This is a genomic window from Streptomyces sp. WG7 (genome assembly GCF_049975785.1).
Classification (GTDB): Bacteria; Actinomycetota; Actinomycetes; order Streptomycetales; family Streptomycetaceae; genus Streptomyces.
Genome location: NZ_JBNGGE010000041.1, coordinates 37,474 through 58,707 on the forward strand (window position 1 = coordinate 37,474; position 21,234 = coordinate 58,707).

Consider the following 21,234-nt stretch of genomic DNA (forward strand, 5'->3'; position numbering starts at 1 on the left):
GCCTGTTGCGGGAGTACGAGGCATGGGGAGGGGGAGGGGGAAGAGTGGCGCAGCGGCGCACTCCGTTCGGTGACAGAGCCCGCTACTGGTTCGACAGCACGCTGGCCCGCGGTGCCTCCGTCCTCGTCGGCTGGATGGCGCTGCTGTGCCTGGTCGTCGTCGTCCCGGTCAGTGCGGTGCTGGTGTGGACCGACCCCGACGCGCCGGCGTCCCCGGCGGACCGGCTGGCTCAGGTGTGGCACCTCACCGGGGAGACACTGCGGCTGGGCGGTGAGACGGGGGCGCCGCCGCGGGTGGCGATGTCGGTGCTGCTCGCACTGGTCACTCTGCTGTACGTCTCGGCGCTCGTCGGCCTGATCACGACGGCGCTCACGGAGCGGCTCACCGCGTTGCGCCGGGGCCGTTCCACCGTGCTGGAACAGGGGCACGCCGTCGTCCTGGGATGGTCGGAGCAGGTCTTCACGGTGGTGAGCGAGCTGGTTGCCGCCAACGCCAACCAGCGGCGCGCCGCGGTGGCGGTGCTGGCCGACCGGGACAAGACCCTCATGGAGGAGGCCCTGGGCACCAAGGTGGGCCCCGTCGGCCGTACGCGGCTGATCTGCCGCAGCGGCCCCATCACCGACCCGGCCGTGCTCCCGCTGACCAGCCCCGCCACGGCCGGTGTCGTGCTGATCCTGCCCCACGACGAGCCCGACGCCGACGCCGAGGTGGTCAAGACACTGCTGGCGCTCAGGGCGGCCCTGGCCGGGGAGAAGAACCGTCCGCCCGTCGTCGCCGCCGTCCGGGACGACCGGTACCGCCTGGCCGCCTGTCTCGCCGCCGGACCCGGGGGCGTCGTCCTGGAGAGCGACACCATCACCGCCCGGCTGATCGTCCAGGCCGCACGCCGCCCCGGGCTCTCCCTCGTCCACCAGGAACTCCTCGACTTCGCCGGCGACGAGTTCTACCTGATCACCGAGCCCGCGCTGACCGGCCGCCCGTTCGGCGAGGCGCTGCTGTCCTACCGGACGTCGAGCGTGGTCGGGATCATGCGAGGAGACACCCCTCTGCTCAACCCGCCGCCGGACACGCCCATCACCCCGGGCGACCTGCTCGTCGTCATCTCCCGTGACGACGACACGACCTGGCTGGACGACTGCGCGGAGCTGGCCGAGGAACCGGCGATGGCATCCGGCCCTTCGACGCCCGCGCGGGCGGAGCGGGTCCTCCTGCTGGGCTGGAACCGCCGAGCGCCGCTCATAGTCGGCCAGCTGCGCCGCCGAGCCCGGCCCGGATCGGTCGTCGACGTGGTGGCGGACCGGGGCGAAGCGACACTCCGGCAGGTGAACGAGGCCGACGCGGACAGCGGTACCGACCTGAGCCTGACACTGCACCACGGGGACGTCACCCGACCCGAGACCCTGCGACGCCTGGACGTGTATTCCTACGACAGCGTGATCGTGCTCGGCCGGGACCCCGTTCCCGGACAGCCGTCGGACGACCCCGACAACCGCACGCTCGTCACCCTCCTGCTGCTGCGCCAACTGGAGGAAGCCACCGGGCGCGAACTGCCGGTCGTCACTGAACTCGTCGACGACCGGAATCGGGCGCTGGCCCCCATCAGCCCCGGAGCCGACGTGATCATCAGCGGCAAGCTCATCGGCCTGCTCATGGCACAGATCTCGCAGAACCGGCACCTGGCGGCGGTGTTCGAGGAACTGTTCTCCGCCGACGGCACCGGGGTTCGCCTGCGGCCGGCCACGGACTACGTGCTGCCGGGGAGTGAGACGTCCTTCGCCACGGTCGTGGCCGCGGCACGTCGTCGCGGCGAATGCGCCATCGGTTACCGAAGCCACGACGACGCGTCGACGGGCCCCGGCTACGGCATGCGGATCAATCCGCCCAAGGACGAGCGGCGCCGCTGGACGGTCGAGGACGAGGTGGTCGTCATCGGCAGGGACTGATCGGCACACTGACCGAGCCGTTCCCCACGTGGTCGGTAAGTGGTCGGCATCGGGCGCGGGAGCGTCCGGCTTGCCGGCCTGGTGACCGTCGCCGCGGTCGTGGCGGGGCGGAACGTGTACGGCGTCCCCGCGCGCGGCACGGCCGTCGGCCCGGCGTGCCCTGCGAGCCCGGTCCGGGTTCGAGGGCGCCGGCGTGGTCGGCCGAAAGCCGCCCTGTCGTGGTCCGGGCGGCCGTAGCGTCGTACCGTGACCACTGCTGACAACACCGCCTACCACTACCGCACCGCCGTCCCCGCGGATGCCGAGGCCATCGAGACCCTGGACGGCTCCTTCACCACCGGCACGGTCTTCCAGGTGACCGTCGCCGACGACGGGTTCGCCCTGCGGGAGATCCCGGTGGACCCGCCCCTGACCAAGGTGTTCCCCGAGGACGAGTCCGACGGCGACGACGGCGACGAGGGTGACGACGCGGACTCCCGTACCTTCGTCGCCCACGGGGCCGCCGGTGACCTGGCCGGGTTCGTCGCCGTCTCGTACTCCGGGTGGAACCGCCGGCTGACCGTCGAGGACATCGAGATCGCTCCGGAGCACCGGGGGCGGGGGGTCGGCCGGGCACTGATGGGGCTCGCGGTGGAGTTCGCCCGTGAGCGGGGCGCCGGGCACCTCTGGCTGGAGGTCACCAACATCAACGCGCCCGCCATCCACGCGTACCGGCGGATGGGCTTCGCCTTCTGCGGGCTGGACACCGCCCTCTACTCCGGCACCCCCTCCGAGGGCGAGCAGGCGCTCTACATGAGCATGCCCTGCCCCTGAGCGGACAGCAGGCGGCACACGGACGGAGTGCCCCCGTCGCCCGGCGCGACCGTGACGGTCAGCAGCCAGGCCGGGCCTCCGTCCGGGGCCGCGGCCCGCTCGTACCACTCCACGCGCGCGTCGAGCAGCCGACAGCCCGCCGCCCGGCGGGCGGCGTACCACCTCTGGAAGCTCTCGGACCGCCACACCACGAGCGGGACGGCCCGCTCGCCGCCGGTGCGGCGCGAGCCGCGGCCCACCGCGCGCACGGCCGCTCCCGCCGCCCCCGGAAGGGTGCGCTCCACCGGCACCCCGAACGTCTCGGCGAAGTGCAGGAGGTACGCCATGCGCTCGGCCTCCGGCGGCGCGCCGAGCACCGCCCGGCCCGAGTCGTACCACACCCCCCACTTGATGTTGGAGACCAGACCGGGGAGCCGGTTCATCGCCCGGGGGATCCAGAACAGGACGACGTCCGAGCGGCGCATCGCCTCCTCCTCCCAGACGACTTGGTCCGCGTACGGCGGGTAGGACCCGCCCGCGGCGGGTTCCGGCAGGAAGATCACCAGCCGGCCCGGGCCGTCCCAGGCGGCACGCAGGGCGGCGACCGCGGACGGGCGCCAGGAAGGCTCACCGGGGTCGGCGGGCGTGGGCCCGCACAGGTACACGGCCGCGTTCCAGTACTCGGGCTGCTCGTGGCCGACGTGCACCACCTCGACCGGGGCAGGGGCTTCAGCGGGGAACTCAGTGGACACGGGACGCTCCGGGGTCGGTCGTGGGGAGGGCGGCGAGGAAGTCCAGCAGGACGGTGTTGAAGGCGTCGGGCCGTTCCAGGAAACCGAGGTGGCCGGTGTCCGCCAGCTCCGTGTAGCGGGCGCCGGGGACCGCCGCGGCCACCTCACGGCTCAGGTGGGCGGGATTCAGCACGTCGTCGGCGAAACCCACCACCAGCAGGGGTGTGGTGATCCGCGTGTACGCGGCCAGCCGGTCGGGGGACGGCGGGCGCGGGCGGTGGGCGCCGGCGGAGGCACCACTGAGCACGGCGATCTCGAACAGGTCCAGCCATTCCGCGACCGCGTCCTCGTCCGCCAGGGTCCTGGGGGAGAGGTTCTGCACCATCCGTACGAACGCCTCGTACTCCGGCGGCAGTCGGCTGCCCGTCTCGGCGCGCGCGGTCTCGGCGCGGGCCAGCGCGTCGCCGACCGGATCGGGCCGTCCCCGCGTCGCGGCCAGCACCGCGCCGCTCGCCAGGTGCGGATCGGTGAGGAGGAGTTCCTGTACCGCCAGGGCCCCCAGGGAGTGTCCGACCAGCGGGCAGGGCGGCAGCCCCAGAGCGGTGAGGAGTCGCCGTACCTCGGCGGCCACTTCACCGGCGCAGGAGCCGGTGGTGCCGTGGTCGAAGGTGATCACCCGATGGCCCGCCGCGGTGAGCGCGGGTACCTGGTGGTGCTCCCAGATCCGGCCCGCGCCTCCCGCACCGGCGACCAGTACCACCGGCCGTCCGCAGCCGTGGACCGTGTACGCCGTCGCGCCGCTCACCGGGCCATCCTCCGCAGCGCGGTCTCCGTCCACGCCGGGCGGCCGGTGTCCAGGCCGCGCAGCGCCACGTGGACCCAGAGGAAGGACGCCCGGATCAGGATGTGCGACCGCATGCCGGCGGGTACTTCGCCGCCCGCCGCCCGGTAGGCGTCCAGGAGCCGGTCCAGGAGGCCCGTGCCACCGGCGTAGAGCATGTCGACGAAGTCCACCGCCGGATCACCGATGCCCGCGTTCGCCCAGTCCAGCAGGGCCGACAGCACCGGAGGGCCGGACGGGCGGCGCTCCACCAGGGTGTGGCCCGGGTGTACGTCCCCGTGGACGAGCACCAGGCGGTCGGGCCACAGACGGTCGTCGTCCAGCCACTCCCGCCAGCGCCGCACCCCGGCGGCGGGCAGCTCCAGTTCGGCCCGTGCGCGCGCCAGTTTGTCCGCGGTCTCGGAGCGTACGGCCGCGGGGCCGGACGGGTGCCGTCCCGGCAGCTTCCAAGTGCCGTCCAAGGGAGTGGAATGCACGGCGGCCAGGCAGCGGGCCAGCGGCTCCAGGTAGCGGTCCGGGCGGGCCAGCGGGTCCATCGACCAGCCGTAGACGAGGGTGGCGGGGTCCTCGCTCCCCGCAGCCACGCCGGACAGGCGCGGGTAGGCGACCAGGTCCGGCGTGTGCAGCCGCCAGTCGGGCACCGGCACCGGGACCCGGTCGCGCACGGCGCCGAGCACGGCGCCCTCGACGGCCAGCCGGCCGGAGACCTCGGGCCGCCGCGGCTGCCGCAGGATCCAGGGCGTGCCGTCCGCGGCGCGGATGTGGGTGACGCGGAAGTCCCAGCCGCTGTCGTCGCGGTGCGCGGACTCCGGTACCAGCGCCACGCCGAGCCGGTCCGAGACGTACGCGGCCAGTGCGGAGGCCTCCGCGCCCGGGGTCATGGCGGCGGCGCTCATCGGGCGGCCCCGACGGTGCCCAGGTGGCGGTCGCGGGTCGCGTTCCGGTCCACCTTGCCGGTGTGGGTCTGCTCCAGCGCGTCCACCGGCACGATCAGGCTCGGCACCAGGTGCGGCGGCGCCGTCCGGGTCAGCCGGTCGCGGATGCCCGCGGCGACCGCCTCCGGCTCGACGTCCGGCAGCGGTACGAAGAACGCGGCCAGCGAGGAGTGCCCGGCCCGGTCCACCCTGGCGGCCGCGACCGACGACACTCCCTCGCACCGTCCGACCAGCGCTTCGACATCGAGCAGATCCACCCGGAAACCGCGGATCTTGACCTGGTGGTCGGAGCGCCCCCGGAACACCAGGACACCGCCGGCCGACTCGCTGACCAGGTCGCCCGTGCGGTACCAGCGGACGCCGCCGCGCTCGGTGAACCGGTCGGCCGTCGCCTCCAGGTTGTCGTGGTAACCGAGTGCCAGGCCGGGTCCGGAGACGTACAACTCGCCGGTCTCGTCGATCCGCTGGCCCACGTGCGGCAAGGGGAGCCCGATGGGCAGGTCCCCGCCGTACCCCGGCAGCGCGGGGGCACCCGGCCCGGCGAGCTGCACCGCGTGCGTGACCAGCGCGGTCTCCGTGGAGCCGTAGGTGTTGAGCAGTCGGACGTGCTCGGTGCCGCCGAGCCGGAGCCAGCGCTCCAGCATGTCGGCGCGCACCGCCTCCCCGCCGATCACCACGGTGCGCAGGGACGCGGGCAGCCGGGCGCCCTGGTGCAGCAGATCGGCCGTCAGGCTGTCCCAGAACGCGGTGGGCAGCACCGCGACCGTGAGCTGCTGCTCCTCCGCCACCCGGGCGAAGCCCTCCCGCGCCCCGTCGTCGATGACCAGGGTGGCGCCCCCCGTCAGGGCAGGGAGGATCTCCTCCAGGCTCGTGTCGCCGCCCGCGCCGTGGAAGTGCAGCACGAACTCGCCCTCGCCGACGCCGTACAGGCCGCGCAGCGGCGGCACCACGGCCGCGGGCGCCCGGTGGGGGACCACCACGCCCTTCGGCTCGCCGGTGGAGCCCGAGGTGAACAGCACGTACGCCGGGTCCTCCGGCCGCGGACCCGGCCGCGGCGGGGCGGGGGGTGCCGTGGGGAAGAGCGTCCAGCGGGGCCGGATCACCTTCTCGACGGCGGGCTGCCAGCCGGTCTCCGCGGTCACCACCGCCTCGCGGCAGCCCACCCGTCGAAGGACGTCCGCCAGCCTGGCTTCGGGATGGTGGGCCTCCAGTGGCACGTACGCGCGTCCCGCCGCCAGCACGCCGAGGATCGCCGCCACGTCACGGGCCGAGTGGTGCACGACGACGCCCACGGGCGGCTGGGGCCCGGCCGTGCGCGGGTCCACGGCGGCGGCCACCGTCAGCACCAGGGCGGCGAAGCCGCCGTAGGTGAGGACGAGACCGTTGTCGATGACGGCCGGACGGTCCGGATCGTCGCGCGCCGTGTCGAAGAACGGTTCCAGCAAAGAAGCTGCGGAGGACTCCATTGTGAATTCCTATGATGTGTTGGAATATGGGCCGGTGCGTATGGTTGTGGAACACGATGTGAAAGTGCCCATGCGGGACGGCGCGTTATTGAGTGCTGACCTCTATCGCCCGGAGACGGCCGCGGCGGTGCCGGTGCTCATCCGGCGAACGCCCTACGGGAAGGACGGAAACCCCGGTGGGGCCTCCGTCGACGGCCTGCGGCTGGTCCGCTCCGGATATGCCCTGCTGGTGCAGGACGTCCGCGGCCGGTTCGCCTCCGGCGGCACCTTCGACCCGTACTGGAACGAGGCCGCGGACGGCGCGGACACCGTCGCCTGGGCCGTCGGACAGCCGTGGTGCGACGGGTCCGCGGGCCTGTTCGGCCGCTCGTACGAGGGGATGTCGGCGCTGCTCGCGGCGGGCGAGCGACCGTCCGGCCTGGCCGCCATCGCCCCTCACGTGGCCGGTTCCGGGTTCGACGAGGGCTGGACCCGCCAGGGCGGCGCCCTCCAGCTGGGCTTCCTCCTCTACTGGGTGCTGTACGACCTGTTGCTCAGCGGGGCAGGGCTGGCTGGGCCGGAGCTGGCCGAGGTGGCCGGCGCGGTCGACCGGATCGACGCGCTGTACGAAAATCCGGACGCCGCCGCGGACCTCTTGGACCGGCTCGCACCCTATTACCGTCAATGGCTCGAGCACCCTTCCGGCCACCCGTACTGGAAACGCAGCGCACCGCGCGAGGCATATCCGTCGATAAATGTTCCGGTGCTGAATCTGACGGGTTGGTACGACATATTCCTCACCGGCGCCCTGGAGAATTACCGGGGAATTCGGGAACAGGGCGTGGAGACGCGTCTGGTAGTCGGCCCCTGGTCCCACTGCGTCACCGGAGGCGTTTTCCCGCAGCGCCGCTACGGGCTCGCCGCCGACGAGCGGGAGCTCGACGTCACCGGCCTGCACCTGGACCACTTCGACCGTCACCTGCGCGGCCGGCGGACCGGTGCGGTGACTCCCGAGCCGGTCACGCTCTTCCTCACCGGCGCCGACGAGTGGCGCACCTTCCCCGACTGGCCGGTCCCCGGCACCGAGGAGTACGTGCTCCACCTCGACGGCCGGCGGCTCACGCCCGGAGGCGCACCGCGGGCCGCCGGCCGCGACACGATCCGCCACGACCCGGCCGACCCGGTGCCCACCACCGGTGGCGCCACCGCATTGCCCGGCCAGTTCACCGGCGGTGACTGCGGCCCGCTCGACCAGCGCGAGGTGGAGCGGCGCGGCGACGTCCTGTGCTTCACCGGTGCCCCGCTCACCGCCCCGCTGACCGTGGTCGGCGACACCGTCCTGACGGTGTACGTCACCGCGGACGCGGCGGGCGCCGACGTGACCGGCAAGCTGGTCGACGTCTGGCCCGACGGGCGGGCGGAGTTGCTGTGCGACGGCATCCTCCGGCTGGAGCCCGCGCCGGGGGCGGGCACCCCGCCCGCCCCCGGCCGGCCGGTCGAGGTCACCGTCGGCCTCGGCGCGATCGGCCATGTGTTCCGCACCGGGCACCGTGTTCGTCTGGACATCGCGGCCAGTAACGCGCCCCGCTTCGACGTCCATCCCCGGGTGGTCGCGCACCACACCGTCCACCACGGCGGTGACCATCCCTCACGCCTGCTGCTGCCGCGCCTCGCCGGCGGCTGACGCGGCGGCCGGGCCGGCGGCGTCCTGGTGGAAGACCGACAGGTCGGTCACCTTCTCGATCCGCCGGCCCGCCTCCCAGTGCGCCCGGCGCAGCCGCCGCAGCTGGGCCCCGGACAGGCGGGTGCTGTGCTGCGGGATCGATCGAACCATGCGGGCCCGCTTGGCCGAGGCCGGGTAGCGGTCCCGGACCCGGTGGGGGTCGTTGAGCAGATGGTGCGCCGTGCCCACGTGGAAGGCGATCTTCAGCAGGGCGTAGTACGCCGCGGCGCCCGCGCCCTTGTCGCGGGCGCAGTGCACCAGCGTCCTGATCGCCTCGTACAGCCGCCACAGCACCGGCACGGCCGGCGTGGTGAACACGCCCGTCTCCTGGGCGATGCCCTCGCCGACGCCGTAACGGAAGTAGCTGCGCATGTTCGCGAAGCCGTGCTGGGCGTCGTGGAAGATCCGGGCCTCGGGCAGGTACACCACCGGGATGCCGGCCATCTGCAGCCGGAAGTCGAACTCCCGGTCCTCGCACCAGTGGATGAGCCCGTCGAAGTGGTAGCCGCCGATGTGGTCGACGATCGCCCGGTTGTAGACGAGCGGCGGGGACAGGGCACTGACGTAGTCGCCCTCGTCGAACTCCCGCACCCGGGCGGTCAGCTTGCTGAGCAGCCCGTCCGACTCCCCGTACACCACCTGCCCCTTGACCACCGGGGCGGTCAGCACCGCACGGACCATGGCCCGTACCACACCCGGGGCGAAGGTGCAGTCGGAGTCCATGAGCAGCAGGTACTGCCGGTCGGTGGCGGCGGCGCCCGCGTTGTAGGCCGCGCCCAGGTTGCCGACGTCGTCGATCTCGGTGACCGTCAGCGGCCGAGGGTGCTCGGCGATCAGCTTCAGCACCGCGTCGCTGGGGCCGTTGAGCGCCAGGACGATCTCCACGTCCTCGTCGATCGACGCGATGCAGTCGGCGATCCGCAGGTCGTCGCGCAGGGCGACGACCACGGCGGTGCGCGCGAGCCCCTTCTCGACCGCGGCCTCGTCCACCGGATCAGTGGCCATCCCGTTCTCCCTCGTCTCGTCGGTGTGCGTATCCGTGTGCACGCGGGTGTCCGCGCCGCTGCGCGCGCCCAGCGGTCCCCGCGCGGTCGTCGCCCCTGTCGTGGTCATTCCGCCGGAGCCTTGAACCGCAGGGGCAGCGCGCGCAGGGTGCGTTCGGCGATCGCCTCCGCCTCGGCCGGATCGTCGGCGTACGCGATCACCCCCGCCAGGACGTCGGCCCCGCCGCGGTAGGGCGGCACCACCACGCCGGGCGCCAACTCGATGCCCCAGAACACGTCGTGCACCCCCGCCCGGCGGGTGACGTCGCGCGGGTCGCCGACCCACTCCACCACCCCGCCGTCCGCCGGGAGGAACCGCTGGACCGCCGCCCCGCCGCGCGTCGGACGCAGTTCGGACAGTTCCAGTGGGCGGCCCAGCGCCAGCCGCACCAGGTTGGGGAGCGGATCCACGCCGGTGGCCAGCCGCATCACCTCGGTGGCGATGCGCGCACCGGTGAGCCGGCAGGTGATCTCCAGCAGCACCACCCGGCCGTCACGGGTGCGCAGGATGTCGGTGTTGATCACCGCCGGGTCCAGGCGCAGGGCCCGCGCCCCGCGCCGCACGGTGTCGGTGACCTCCTCGATCTGCTCGGGGGTGAGCCGGCTGGGGAGTGTGTCGCCGCCCTCGAAGAAGTACGGGGCGAACTCCTCCTTGCGCCCGTACTCCCGGTCGGCGAAACCGAACCGGTGCAGCTCGCCGTCGACCATGAAGGCGGCCAGCGTGTGCTCGGTCCCCTCCAGGAACTCCTCGACGACGATCCGGCCGACCGGGCTCAGCCGCAGCGCCTCGGCCGCCGTCTGCCGTACCGCCTCGGGTGACTCCACCTTCATCACGCCCAGCGAACCGGTCTGGTCGCTGGGCTTGATCACGGCCGGCAGGCCGACCTCGGCGACCGCCCGCAGTGCCTCCGCAACACTCTCTGCGGTCGCGAACCGGGGGAGGTCCAGGCCCGCCTCGCGCAGGATCGCCAGCCGCCGGTCCTTGAGCGTGCAGTCGAGCGCCGTCTCCACGGGCAGGCCGGGGCAGCCGAACCGGTGGGCCAGCACGCTGATCACCGGCGGGTTGTCGGCGCCGAGCGAGAACACGCCGTCCAGGTGGTCGACACCGGCCGCCGACAGCTCCGCGAGGACCGCCGTGCTGTCGGTCGGGTCGCAGACCAGCAGCAGGTCCGCCGCCGCCCGGGCCCGGTCGGTGGGCGCATCGGTGATCACCACCAACTCCCGCCTCGGTGACCGTAGTTCGGCCAGCGAGCGGTCCATCCCCGAGCCGAGACCGCACGCCAGGAGCCGCTCAGTCACGGCTGCCTCCCGTCCCCTCGCCCCGCGAACCCGCCGTGGCTGCCGCACCGGCGGCCGGTCCGCCGGCCGGGGGCGGAGTGCGCAGGCCCAGCACCTGGAACACCTCAGCGTGGCCCGAGCCCGCGGAGACGGTGCCCCGGTAGCGGGCCAGCCCCCGGATGCCCTCGTCCCAGGCGGCGTGGCGCAACTGCGACACGTACGCGCGCATCGCCTCGACCTTGGTCTCGATCTGACCGTCGATGTCCTCCGCGTACTGGAACCGGGCCATCGGCGCCCACACCTCGTACCCGAGCACCAGGTGTGGCGCCGGCATCGGCCGTTCACCCGGCTCCTGGAAGAACTCCGACTGCGCCATCCACAGGGCCTCGGTGGTCAGCTGGTGCACCATGCGGTGCTCGACGTCGTCGTCGTGGTCATGGGGCAGGTAGACCACCTGCGGCCGCACCTCCCGCATCACCCGCACCAGCGCCAGGTGCACGCGGCGGGAGAGCGTGAAGTCCCGTGACGGCTCGTCGAAGCGGACGCAGCGGTGCACGCCCAGCGTCTTCGCGGCCGTCTCCGTCTCGGCGGCGAACTCCGCGTCGGTGACCGCGTCGTCCAGGGCGCTGCGCTCGCGCCCGATGACGACGACGACCGTCACCCGGGCACCGTCCCGAACGTGTTTGGCGATGGAACCGCCGCAGCCGATGACGTCGTCGTCCGGGTGCGGCGCGACCACCAGCACATCGGTGACCCCGGTCACGACCGCGCCTCCGGCACCTGCCGCGCCCAGGCCGCCCACTGCCCGGTCAGCTCGACGCCCTCGGCGAAGGGTGTGCGCGCGGTGAAGCCGAGGAGGTGCTCGGCCTTGTCGTACCGGGCCCGCGCGGTCGAGCGGTACAGCTCCAGCTCCCAGTCGGGCACCGGGTCGCCGGTGCCCGACCCGAACGGCCCGCCCAGGCCCCGCAGGGCACGGAACGCGTCGAAGAACCGTCCCCAGCCGAGCGGTTCGCCGTTGCCGACGAGGAAGCGCTGCCCGGCGGCCGACTCCCGGTCCGCGGCCAGGAGCGCCGCGTCCACCAGGTCGTCGACGTACACGGCGTTGCACACGCCGCCGTCCTCACCCGTCGGCAGCACGGCGAAGTCGCTCTCCGCCCGCTGGAGTTGGACGGTCGTCCACTGGCCGCCCCACGGTCCGTAGACCACGCCGGGCTGGAGCACGACGGTCTCCAGGCCGGATCCGTGAGCGTCGAGGACCAGCCGCTCGGCGGCCAGCTTCTGCTGCTCGTACTCGCGGTCGGCGGAGTCGGCCGGGCGGCCCGGTGACTCCTCGGTCAGCTCGCCGGTGGCGGCGGGGTCGTAGACGTCGATGGTGCTCAGGTGCACCACCCGCCGGACCCCGGCGGCGCGGGCGGCGGCCAGGACGTTGGCGGTGCCCTGCACGGAGGCCGCCCAGCGGTCCGTCTCGTCACCGGCACTGCCGAAGGCGCAGTGCACGACGGTGTCGCACCCGTCGAAGGCGGCTCGCAGCCCGTCGGTGTCCAGCAGGTCGGCCCGGCGGAACTCCAGCCGGTCCTGCGGCAGGACGGACAGTCGCGCGGCCCGGCCGAAGCCGCGCACCACCGGCCGGACGCGGGCCCGCGTGCCCAGGGTCAGCCGCTCGACGACGCGGCCGCCGATGAAGCCGCTCGCGCCGGTGACCGCCACGGTGCGGCCGTCGAGCGCTGTGCTGTCGGGCGCGGTGCCGCGGACGGTCCACGGCCGGGCGGCCTCCTCGTGGGCGCCGCCGTAGCACGCCTGGATCAGCTCGACGACGCGCAGGCCGTCCTCGGCGCCGGAGTGCACGGCGGTGGTGCCGCGCACGGCCGCGGCGAAGTTGGCCAGCTGTTCGGTGAACAGCAGCTCCCACTCGTCCTGGGCGGGCGCCACCGCCGCCACGTCGCCCCGGTGCAACTCCACGCCGTCCGAGGTGACCAGGGTGCACTCACCGGCCGGGAAGTCCGTGCCGATGGTCACGGTCGCCCTGGTGCCCGTCACCGTGCAGGAGATGCCGAGGTCGCGCAGCCGGCTGAACTCGCAGTGCACGTCGACCGCACCGAACCGCAGGTGGGCGCTCGCGTCGGCCTCCACGCCGCCGAGGGAGTCGTCCTCGTAGCGGACGACCTCCACGTCGGGGCCGAGCCACCACAGCAGCGTGTCGAAGACGTGCGAGGCGGTGTCGGTGAGCACCCCGCCGCCCGCGAGTCGCCGGTCGAACATCGACCAGGAGACCGGTTCCCAGGCGTACGGGTGGCCCTCCGCCCAGTCGACGCGCACCACGTCGCCCAGGTCGCCGCTCTCGACGAGCCGCTTGACCCAGGCGTAGGCGGGGAAGAGCCGCCGTGGATGGGCCATCGCGAGCAGCGGCGCGGAGGCGTCGGCGGCGAGGTCGACCAGGTGCCGGGCGTCCTCGACCGAGGTGGTCATCGGCTTCTCCAGCAGCACGTGCTTGCCGGTGGCGAGCAGTGACTCCACGGTGCGGGCGTGCACGGTGTGCGGGACGACGACCACCGCGGCGTCGAAGGCGTCCGCGGCCTCGGCCGGGTCGGTGGCGACGACCACCTCGTCGGCGCCGGTGCCGCCGAGTTCGCGGTAGAGCTCGAGCGCGGCCCGCGCCTGGCGCGGATCCCGGTCGATGAGTGCGGTCAGCTGCACGTCGCCCTTCAGGGGCGGCAGCGCGGGTACGTGGCAGCCGCGGGCGGCGGCACCGCACCCGACGAGGGCGAGGCGTACGGGAGGCATGGGTTCTCCAGGGGGTCGGAAAGGGGATGGCTCGGCAGGGGGGTAGGCCGCGGCGCGGGGGCGTGCGGCGCCCGTCACGGCACGACGGCCGGGTGATGCACCCAGACGTTGGGTTCGGCGTACGTCCCGTGACCGTCGTCGGCGACCCGCAGCGGCACCAAGCCGCCGGGCAACGGGTAGTCGCCCGGACCCGGCAGCGGATGGCCCAGGAACTCCTCCCAGCGGGACACCGGCTGACGGATCACCAGTGACCGGTGGGCGATTCCCAGCCGCCGGGCGCCGAGCTCCAGGTGCGTACGCAGCCACGGGTCGAAGCAGCGGCCGTCGGGGCGGCGCCAGTCGGCGTACTCCTCGATCGGGATCAGCGGGTAGCGCGGCTTGCGCGTGGGCCGGACCGGGATGATCAGCCCGCGCGGGCACCACCCGGCGGACCTGGTGCGGACCTCGGCCAGCAGCCGCTCGGCGTGACCGGCCGCCCGGTGCGCGGGATCGACGGACACCGACAGCATGCAGACGGCGTCCGGGTGGTCCGGCGGGCCGTGGTCGACGGTCTCCACCAGGACCTCGTCACTGCCGGAGGGCAGTGACGCGGCGGTGCCGTCCCAGCGCACCGGCAGTCCGTTGGCCGCCGCCAGCAGCGTCCCGGCGTCGTCCACCAGGCAGAGCTGATGGGCGGGGAACCGCTCGTACATCCCGTGCCAGCGCCAGTTGCCGGGGGACTCCCAGCTCATGAACGCGGGCATGTTGGCGCCGGTCAGGGCGTCCACCTCGGGCAGCAGCCACGGATCGCGGGACAGGTCGGTGAGGGTGAGGGCCACCGGTGCGCTCAGCCCAGCAGCCGGGTCTCGGCCGTGGCCCGCATCGGGCGGGAACGCCGCAGGTCGGCGGTGACGCACACTCGTTTGAGCCAGCGGTCGGTGCCGTCGTAGCGGGCCTGGAACGGCAGACGGCCGTGCACGGCCCGGTGGTTGTCGATGAAGAGCACGTCGCCCTGGTCCGCGACCACTTCCCGCATCCCGGCGTCCACCACCTTGTACAGTGCGTCGTAGGCGCGACGGGCGTCGGCGTCGTCCTCCGGCACGGAGGTGAAGTACGGGTCCAGACGCATGTACGGGTCCTGCCGCGAGCCGTACAGCAGCGGGCCGAGCGGCCGCTCGTCGAGCATCTTCTGGATCGTGGCGAACCGGGCGGCCTCCTCCTCGGAGGTGATGGTGTTGTTCTTCGGCAGGTGCGACTCGTCCGGCGCGATGTGGAAGCGCGGCTCGAAGAGGATGTCGATGTCCTCGGCGGACAGCGAGGACAGGTCCAGCTCCCCGACCGTGGTGGGCACGTGGTCGGGGTTGCGCAGCGCGCCCAGGATCAGGTAGTCGCTGCGGTAGGGGTGGAAGGCGTCCTCGGTGTGCCAGGTCAGCAGCTCCTTGCTGCCCATGCCGAGCTGGTCGTTCTCGTGCCGGCGGATCGGGAAGATGTCGTGCACGAGGTGGCCGTCCTGCTGCGTGGCCCAGCCGAAGGGCTCGCCCAGCAGCGCCGAGTACAGCATCAGCAGCAGCTCCTCGGGGTACTCCGGGCCGGGCCGCCGACGGCCGCGCCAGTGGTCCGGGGTGGGCCCGATGCGCTGCTGGTCGAACGCGTGCCCGTGGACGAGTACGTGGCCGTGGCGGTCGCCCAGCTTGAAGTCGCGCAGGAAGCGCTGCACGCCCAGCGGCAGCCGGGACGCGAGCCGCGGCAGGTCCCGCAGCAGACCTGTGTCGTCGAAGGAGGGGTGGGTGGCGGCCAGTTCGCGGGTGAGCTCCGCGGTGGCGGCGGCCTCGTCGGGCGTGAGGGTGTAGCTGCGCGTGGACTGGTCGGTGAGGTTCGACATGGCCAACTCTCGTCGAGTGTCGGGACGGTTACTGCCCACGGGCGGCCGGAGACCGGGCCCGCGGGCCCTCGGGTGGTGCCGGGTGGTGCGATGACCCGTCAGGTGCGCGACAGCGGTCCGCGCGCGCCGCGGCCGGTCAGGGCCGGGCGGCCCCGGCGGCAGGGAGTGCCCCGGCCAGCAGCCGGGGGGTGGGGCAACGGAACAGGGCGCTCGCCCGCAGTCCGGCCGCCGCGGGGAACGCCTCGCGCATCCGTGCGAGCAGGCGCATGGCGAGCAGGGACTGCCCGCCGTGCTCGAAGAAGTCGTCGTCGGGGCCGAGCGCCGGGGCGCCCAGGACTTCGCGGAAGAGGTCCACGACGGTGGACAGCGGTTCGTCGGAGGGCTCCGGCCCGGCACCGGCGCCCGGCACCGCTGCCGGGGCGCCGGCCGAGTCCGGGCACTGCCCCGAAACGGCGGTCGCCGTCCCCGACGCCGTGGCCCAGTCGCCCAGCCGCCGCTTGTCGATCTTGCCGTGCGGGTTCTTCGGCAGGACGGACACCCGGTACAGCACCCTGGGCACGGCCCAGTCGGGCAGGTGCGCCTCCAACGGCGCCACGATGGCGTCCCGCTCGGCCCCGGTCACACGGACCGCCTCGCCGGGCCGCGGGGCGAGCCGCGGGTCGGCCGGGACGGTGAAGGCCCACAGCACGGTTCCGGTCCGCGGGTCGGGGAACACCACGGCCTGGCCCACGGCCGGGTCCTCGCACAGGGCGCGCTCCACCCGGGCCGGCTCCAGCCGATGACCGCGGATCTTCACCTGGTCGTCGAGCCGCCCGAGGAAGACCAGGTTCCCGTCGGTGTCGATCCGGCCCAGGTCGCCCGTCGTGTACACGCGCGCCCCAGGGGCGGCGGACAGCGGATCGGGGACGAACCGGCGGGCCGTGGCGGCCTCGTCACCGAGGAAGCCGCGGGCCAGCAGCGGTCCGCCGATGTGGATCTCGCCCGACTCGCCCCGCGGCACCGGCCGCCCGTCGCGCCGGACGCTGATCTCCACGTCCCGCAGCGGCGTGCCGAGCGGAACCTCCTCGGCGTCGGCCGGGAGCTGCCCGGTGTAGAAGGTGGAGGTGACGGTGCACTCGGTCAGCCCGTACACGTGGGCCAGCCGGGCCGGTTGGCGGGCCTGCCAGTCCCGGTAGGGCCGCGGGTCCATCCGCTCGCCGCCGACCACCACCAGGCGCAGATCGGCCGGGGTGGTCACGCCGCGCGCGTCGAGCCAGCGGGTGTACTCCAGCCAGTACTGCGTGGACAGTTCCACCACGGTGGTCCCGGTGCGGGCCATCGTCGTGTGCAGCTCCTCCGCGTCCAGGGCCCGGGTGTCGGCCCGGCACACCACGGCCGCGCCGGAGACGAGCGCCGGGAAGACCTCCTCGATCAGGACGTCGAATCCCAGCGAACAGACCTGGAGCCAGCGGTCCCCGGGGGCCAGTTCCAGCCGCTCGGTGACCGCGGCCGCGAACCGGCCGAGCGCGTCGCGCTCGACGACCGTGCCCTTGGGCTGCCCGGTGGACCCGGAGGTGAACAGTACGTACGCGACGTCGCCGCCGGTCGCCGCCCGCAGCGGCCGCGGGAGGGCGGAGCCGTCCGCGTCCGTCGTCCCGCCACCGGTGTCGGCGGGCCCGGCCGGCACGTACGCCGTGGTGTCGGCGGGCCCGGCCGGCACGTACGCCGTCGCGGGTGCGTGGGCGCCGTCGCCGAGCCACACCGCCGCCTGCGTACGGCGCACCAGCGCGTCCCGGGCGGCGGCGGGCAGCCGGTCGTCCAGTACGGTGAACCCGGCCCCGGCCTTGAGCGCCGCGACCATGCCCAGCACCGTGCGCCCGGGGTCGGGGAACGCGAGACCCACCAGCCGCCCGGGGCCCGCGCCGCGCGCGGCCAGGGAACCGGCCCAGGAATCGGTCAGCCGGTCCACCGACCGGTACGTGAGCACCCGTTGCGGCGTCACCAGCGCGGGCTCGTCCGCGTGTTCCCGTGCACAGATGCCCCACAGGTCCAGCACGTCGGGTCCGACCACGGCGGTCACCGGGCGGCCCCGCGGGTGCGCAGGAACTCCGACAGCCCGGCGAGCCCGGCCAGGAAGCCCTCCTCCGGGCCGCCGAAGCCGAGCCGGGCACCGTACGGCACACCGAACGCCGTACCCGGCACGAGGAGCGTACGGTGGCGGGAGAGCAGCTCCAGGCAGAACCGTTCCGCTGCCGCCGGTCCGTCCGCGGCCCGCTCCAGTCCGCGGAAGACGGGCAGCGCGCACACCCCGCCCTCCGGCGGCGTCCAGCGCACCAGGTCCTCGTGCTCGGCCATCCACCGGGTGAGGTGGGCCAGGTTGCACCGCGCCTCGGCCGCCCGGGTGCCGATGAGCACGTCGGCGTGGTCCATCGCCCGCTCGGCGATCAGTTCGACCAGCGGGGACAGGAAGAGCGTGGTCCGGTCACGCAGCGGGAAGACGGCGGTGATCAGCTCCGGCGGCGCGATGGCCCAGCCGACCCGCAGCCCCGGCAGACCGAAGGTCTTGGAGAAGGTGCCGTAGGAGATCGTGTCGCCGCGGGTGGCGGCGGGGTCCGGGAGGACCTCCCAGCGGTGCGCGATCTCGGCGGTCGCGGCGTCCCACACCAGGGTCGCGCCGACCGCGGCGGTCCGTTCGGTCAGCGCCTTCAGACCCTGCGGCGACAGCGTGGCCCCGGAGGGGTTGTGCGGGAAGTTGACGACGACGGCCGTGGTCCCGGGCGTGACCAGGTTCTCCAGCACGTTCTCGTCGATCTCGCCGTCGTGCACCGCCGCGGCCGGCAGTTCGGCGAGCTCGCAGCCCGCCGCCCGCGGGTAGTGGCCCAGCGAGTGGTAGATGCCCTGCTGGACGACCACCCGGTCACCGGCCCGCAGCAGCGTGCCCAGGGTGAGGGCGATGGCCTCGCTGGAGCCGTGGGTGACCAGCACCCGGTCGGCGTCGCCGCCCGCGTACCGGTCGGCGATCGCCTGCCGGATGCCCGCGCCTCCCTGGGAAACGCTGTCGTCCATGACGACGGCGTCCAGGTCCTCGGCCGGGATGCGGCACAGTTCACGTATTTCGGCGAAGGTGTACGGGTGGACGCCGCTGGAGCTGATGTCGTGGATGCCGGGGCCCAGGTGCCGGCGGTACCACTCCTCCAGCACCGGGGGGTCCTCACGCAGCGGACGCAGACTGCTCATGGTGCGCAACTGTCCCTTCTATCCCTGACGTGAGTCCTGATGGGAGTTCTGACGGGTGTCCCGCCACCACCGCTGTCCGGCGAGCGGAAGCGTGTCGATGGGGTCGTAGTAGTGGTACGAGCCGCTGTGGGCCTCCGGGTCCGTCGCTTCCAGCGGGGTGAGATAGCTCTTGCTCCAGTGCGACACACCGAGTTCGCGGTCGTAGGAGTCGACCTGCTCCACCCAGCGCTTGCCGGCCAGCGGCACGTCGCACACGAGACGGGGCGTGGCGAAACCGGGGAGGTACCCCATGATCTGACGCTGTATCAACTGCGCGCGGTGCAGCGGCACCCGCCAGTGCTCGGCGTTCGGGATCATGTCGCACATGTAGAAGTAGTACGGCGTGATCCCCGCGTGGTCGATGAGCGCGAAGCACAGGTCGAGCAGGTCGTGCGCGCTGTCGTTGACCCCGCGCATCAGCACGCCCTGGTTGCGTACGTCGTGCAGTCCCGCGCCCAGCAGTGCCCAGGCCGCGTCCGCCACCGCGGGGGTGATCTGCTGGGCGGCGTTGGCGTGGGTGTGCAGTGCGACGCGCACTCCGCGGGACCGGGCCGTCCGCGCGATCCGGGCGACGCCCTCCAGCACCGGGCCGGACCGCCAGTGCTGGGGCAGTCCGATCAGCCCCTTGCTCGCCAGCCGGATGTCCCGGATCGACTCGATCTCCAGCAGGTCGCTCACGAAGCGCTCCAGGCGCGGCCAGGGCATGTTGGCCAGGTCGCCGCCGGAGACCACCACGTCCCGGATGCCGGGCGAGGCGCGCAGGTGCTCCAGGATGCGGTCGGCCCGGTCGGCCGGCTTGAGCCGGAGCCTGTTCTTGGCCACCTGGGGCGTCGAGTTGCCCACCAGGTCCATCCGCGTGCAGTGCCCGCAGTACTGCGGGCACGTCGACAGCAACTCGGCCAGCACCTTGGTGGGGTAGCGGTGGGTCAGCCCCTCCACCACCCACATCTCCTGCTCGTGCAGGGAGTCCCGGTCGGCCATCGGGTGCGAGGGCCACTGCGGGTGCCGGTCGGAGAAGACCGGCAGCATGTACCGGCGTACCGGGTCGTCGTAGAACGCCTTGGTGAGCTCACCCGGACGGGCGCCGGGCGCCTCCGGGGCCATGGTGTTGAGCATCTGGGGCGGCAGCAGCACCGACATGGTGGCGCGGTGCAGCCGGTCCTGCTCCCAGTCCGCGTAGAAGCGCTCGTCCAGCAGGTCGCCCATGACCGCGCGCAGGTCCTTCGCGTTCTTCACGCAGTGGGCGCGCTGCCACTGGGGGTCCGCCCACTCGGCGGCGGTGACGTCGCGCCACCCGGGCAGGCGCCGCCAGTCCGGCTCCACGAGTGGACGGCTGCGGTACTCGTAGACGCCTTCCAGGGTTGCTGAATCCGTCTGTCTGCGTGCTGTGTCCACCGGCCCGCCACCCCATCCCATCGGTTTCGGCCGTATCGCCTGCCGCCGATCTTGCAGAGCGTGAAGGGTTGTACACGAGAGGAATTTGTACGGGGCGCACAGGGCAAGTGCCCCTGTACAACGAGGGCTGTTCAATGGGAAGCGGAATCCGTCGGCCGGTGCCGCAGGGGAACGGACAGCACTCCCGGACCGCGCGACCGGCTCCGGGCTGGCCTGAATTGCCGGTCGTGAGGTTGATGCGTATGCCAGTGGCATGTACCAATGGCCGCAGATCAGCCACGCAGGCCGGCATACCGGGACCCCGGCGGTCTCCGGCTGATCGACCGTCGACCACCGCACACCGCTGACCACGGTTGTACGGCTCGACGGAACCCGCGTCGCGCCGACACAACCGACTACCAGGGGGAACATGTGCCCAGGCCAGAGCGGTTATTGGATCCTACTGCAGGCCCGCTGGAGGAATTCGCCCACGACTTGCGCACTTTACGGACGGAGGCCGGAAAACCCTCGTACCGCACCATGGCGAAACGGGCGCACTACTCCGTCGCCACGCTCTCCGAGGCCGCACGGGGGCTGCACAAACCCTCGCTGAGGGTGACCCTCGCCTATGTGGCCGCGTGTGGGGGAGACCTGGAGCTGTGGTCACGTCGCTGGCACAGCGTCAGCAAGGAACTGGAGGCACGCGCCGCACCGGGACACGGGCGGCCGGGCGGCGCGGAGCGGGAGTCTTCGCGCTCCGGCCGCCGCCCGGCCGCGCACGGTGTTCCGGAGCGGGGCACGGAGCGGGGCGCCGCCCAGAGATCCGACCTCGGCCCGGACCGGAACCGGAGTACGGACCACGGCCCGGACCGGAACGCGGCCCGCGGCGCCGGCCCGGACCGCAACGCGGCCCGCGGCCCCGGCCGGGACCCGGAGCACGGCCGGGGGCACTCCGGCCGCCACGCGCCCACCACCTCCGCGCACGGTCGCAGCGGCGACGAGCTGACCCGCGACGAACGGGCCGAACTGCGCCGGCTGCGCAGCGAGGTCGAGGAGCTGCGGCGCGCCAACGAGGTACTCAAGGCGGCGTCCGCGATCTTCGCCGCGGATCTCCGCACAACGTCGAAGGTCGTGTACAACCCGGCCGGTAGACAAGATCGGTCGGCGTGACCGGTCGCACCCCGCGCCGCCTGGGCGCGGGGTGCGACCGGACGATCCCGACCGACCCTTGG

Annotated in this window: 17 protein-coding genes; 4 read left to right on the forward strand and 13 right to left on the reverse strand. The window is 73.4% G+C overall.

Annotated features, from left to right (window positions below):
- Window positions 1–44 precede the first annotated feature (44 nt).
- Both ACP4J0_RS30215 and ACP4J0_RS30220 read left to right on the forward strand, forming a co-directional pair.
- Window positions 45–1,943: a CASTOR/POLLUX-related putative ion channel gene (locus tag ACP4J0_RS30215; RefSeq protein ID WP_426601895.1), complete on the forward strand. Its 1,899-nt coding sequence runs from the start codon at window positions 45–47 to the stop codon at window positions 1,941–1,943.
- Between the two features lie 246 nt (window positions 1,944–2,189).
- Complete coding sequence (locus ACP4J0_RS30220; protein ID WP_426601896.1) at window positions 2,190–2,756, forward strand: GNAT family N-acetyltransferase; 567 nt, start codon at window positions 2,190–2,192, stop codon at window positions 2,754–2,756.
- Here the strand turns inward: ACP4J0_RS30220 and ACP4J0_RS30225 are convergent.
- From ACP4J0_RS30225 to ACP4J0_RS30240, 4 genes are read right to left on the reverse strand one after another with little or no spacing between them, the layout of a single operon-like run.
- Window positions 2,732–3,487, reverse strand: a complete 756-nt coding sequence (locus ACP4J0_RS30225; protein ID WP_426601897.1) for a nucleoside 2-deoxyribosyltransferase domain-containing protein — start codon at window positions 3,485–3,487, stop codon at window positions 2,732–2,734. The genes ACP4J0_RS30220 and ACP4J0_RS30225 overlap by 25 nt on opposite strands.
- Window positions 3,477–4,271 (reverse strand): alpha/beta fold hydrolase, encoded by a 795-nt coding sequence (locus ACP4J0_RS30230; protein WP_426601898.1) that lies wholly within the window; start codon window positions 4,269–4,271, stop codon window positions 3,477–3,479. The genes ACP4J0_RS30225 and ACP4J0_RS30230 overlap by 11 nt, the downstream gene beginning before the upstream one ends.
- Window positions 4,268–5,203 carry a macrolide 2'-phosphotransferase gene (locus tag ACP4J0_RS30235; RefSeq protein ID WP_426601899.1) on the reverse strand — a complete coding sequence of 312 codons (936 nt, stop codon included), beginning with the start codon at window positions 5,201–5,203 and terminating at the stop codon, window positions 4,268–4,270. The genes ACP4J0_RS30230 and ACP4J0_RS30235 overlap by 4 nt, the downstream gene beginning before the upstream one ends.
- Entirely contained in the window at window positions 5,200–6,708 is a 1,509-nt protein-coding gene (locus ACP4J0_RS30240; protein ID WP_426601900.1) for an AMP-binding protein, read from the reverse strand. The genes ACP4J0_RS30235 and ACP4J0_RS30240 overlap by 4 nt, the downstream gene beginning before the upstream one ends.
- Before the next feature lie 70 nt (window positions 6,709–6,778).
- Between ACP4J0_RS30240 and ACP4J0_RS30245 the strand changes: the two genes are divergently transcribed.
- Window positions 6,779–8,371, forward strand: coding sequence for a CocE/NonD family hydrolase (locus ACP4J0_RS30245; protein ID WP_426601927.1), 1,593 nt, complete (start codon window positions 6,779–6,781; stop codon window positions 8,369–8,371).
- Here the strand turns inward: ACP4J0_RS30245 and ACP4J0_RS30250 are convergent.
- The 9 genes from ACP4J0_RS30250 to ACP4J0_RS30290 form a co-directional block, all read right to left on the reverse strand.
- Window positions 8,336–9,523, reverse strand: a complete 1,188-nt coding sequence (locus tag ACP4J0_RS30250; RefSeq protein WP_426601901.1) for a glycosyltransferase — start codon at window positions 9,521–9,523, stop codon at window positions 8,336–8,338. The two genes, ACP4J0_RS30245 and ACP4J0_RS30250, sit on opposite strands and share 36 nt — an antisense overlap.
- Window positions 9,520–10,752 carry an ATP-grasp domain-containing protein gene (locus ACP4J0_RS30255; RefSeq protein WP_426601902.1) on the reverse strand — a complete coding sequence of 411 codons (1,233 nt, stop codon included), beginning with the start codon at window positions 10,750–10,752 and terminating at the stop codon, window positions 9,520–9,522. The genes ACP4J0_RS30250 and ACP4J0_RS30255 overlap by 4 nt, the downstream gene beginning before the upstream one ends.
- Entirely contained in the window at window positions 10,745–11,494 is a 750-nt protein-coding gene (locus ACP4J0_RS30260) for a PIG-L deacetylase family protein (protein ID WP_426601903.1), read from the reverse strand. Before ACP4J0_RS30260 ends, ACP4J0_RS30255 begins: the two co-directional genes overlap by 8 nt.
- Window positions 11,491–13,512 carry an NAD-dependent epimerase/dehydratase family protein gene (locus ACP4J0_RS30265; protein WP_426601904.1) on the reverse strand — a complete coding sequence of 674 codons (2,022 nt, stop codon included), beginning with the start codon at window positions 13,510–13,512 and terminating at the stop codon, window positions 11,491–11,493. The genes ACP4J0_RS30260 and ACP4J0_RS30265 overlap by 4 nt, the downstream gene beginning before the upstream one ends.
- Window positions 13,513–13,586: 74 nt before the next feature.
- A complete protein-coding gene (locus tag ACP4J0_RS30270; protein WP_426601905.1) occupies window positions 13,587–14,330 on the reverse strand; it encodes a hypothetical protein in 744 nt (247 codons plus the stop codon).
- An 8-nt stretch (window positions 14,331–14,338) separates the two neighbouring features.
- Window positions 14,339–15,373: an arginine beta-hydroxylase, Fe(II)/alpha-ketoglutarate-dependent gene (vioC, locus tag ACP4J0_RS30275; RefSeq protein ID WP_426601906.1), complete on the reverse strand. Its 1,035-nt coding sequence runs from the start codon at window positions 15,371–15,373 to the stop codon at window positions 14,339–14,341.
- A 136-nt stretch (window positions 15,374–15,509) separates the two neighbouring features.
- Window positions 15,510–17,423 (reverse strand): non-ribosomal peptide synthetase, encoded by a 1,914-nt coding sequence (locus ACP4J0_RS30280; RefSeq protein WP_426601907.1) that lies wholly within the window; start codon window positions 17,421–17,423, stop codon window positions 15,510–15,512.
- A 5-nt stretch (window positions 17,424–17,428) separates the two neighbouring features.
- Window positions 17,429–18,589 (reverse strand): capreomycidine synthase, encoded by a 1,161-nt coding sequence (vioD, locus tag ACP4J0_RS30285; RefSeq protein WP_426601908.1) that lies wholly within the window; start codon window positions 18,587–18,589, stop codon window positions 17,429–17,431.
- Between the two features lie 18 nt (window positions 18,590–18,607).
- On the reverse strand, window positions 18,608–20,023 hold the full coding sequence (locus ACP4J0_RS30290) for a KamA family radical SAM protein (protein ID WP_426601909.1): 1,416 nt from the start codon (window positions 20,021–20,023) through the stop codon (window positions 18,608–18,610).
- Between the two features lie 474 nt (window positions 20,024–20,497).
- Here ACP4J0_RS30290 and ACP4J0_RS30295 point away from each other — a divergent pair, with 474 nt between their 5' ends.
- A complete protein-coding gene (locus ACP4J0_RS30295; RefSeq protein WP_426601910.1) occupies window positions 20,498–21,172 on the forward strand; it encodes an XRE family transcriptional regulator in 675 nt (224 codons plus the stop codon).
- Window positions 21,173–21,234 lie beyond the last annotated feature (62 nt).